The organism is Methylopila musalis (assembly GCF_042679725.1).
GTDB classification, from domain to species: domain Bacteria; phylum Pseudomonadota; class Alphaproteobacteria; order Rhizobiales; family Methylopilaceae; genus Methylopila; species Methylopila musalis.
On sequence record NZ_JBHTMX010000415.1, the window covers coordinates 1 to 738 of the forward strand.

1 protein-coding gene and 1 pseudogene are annotated in these 738 nt (G+C 72.2%); both read left to right on the plus strand.

Translation table 11 applies throughout. The features are described from left to right. Positions 1 to 214, plus strand: a pseudogene (locus tag ACFQ4O_RS18045) (hypothetical protein); the annotation flags it as partial. Between the two features lie 333 nt (positions 215 to 547). Continuing rightward, positions 548 to 738: hypothetical protein (locus tag ACFQ4O_RS18050; RefSeq protein ID WP_378777811.1), on the plus strand; the 191-nt coding region annotated here is incomplete at its 3' end.

Here is a 738-nt window from a genome sequence, read left to right on the forward strand (position 1 = left end):
CGGCGGCTGGATGAAGAGCGTCGGCGGCCTGTTCGGCGGCGAAGAGAAGCCCGCCGCCGTCGAAGCGCCCGCCGCGGCTCCGGTGACGCCGGTCTCCGCGCCGGCCGAGGCCGCGCCGGTGAAGCGCGACCGCTCGGCCCGCATGCCGGACGCGTTCCGTCCGTCCTCCAAGATCGACCCGCGGGTGACCTCGGCCTTCGCCGCCTTCGACTGAGCGCGCGGAGCCATCGATCGCAGCGAGCTGGTCCGTGGCTCGCGCGACCCGGCGTGCGGGCGTTGGAATCCGACGCCTGATCGCCGTCGCCAAGGTGCGACGGCCCGCTTTCCGACGTGGCGGGTCGCGCCTCGCACGTCCGGCTGACTTTACATATTGTCACAAGATGAAGTTCAGGCTCCGGAGCGTTTTCCGTTCCGCGACAGGCTTTGTCGCGTTATGAGCGTTGCCTGAGAGCGGCGCGCGCGCGAGTGCGCGACGCCGGAGGAGGGTCGACAGGGCGTGTCCGCGCGACATCTCAAGCGCCGACTTCGCTTGGCGGCCGGCGCGGCCATGCTGTGCGTCGTCGTTCTGGCGGGACTGCTCGTCTTCAACGCCTATCAGCATTTCCGGCACGCGGAAGCGGGCAGCGAGGCGCTGGCCACCTTCCGCGGCGTGCTCGACCTCGCCAACGCCGTCGCCGCGGAGCGCGGACCCGCCAACGCGGCCATGGCCGGGCAGGCCGGGGACGCCCACGCCGCGGC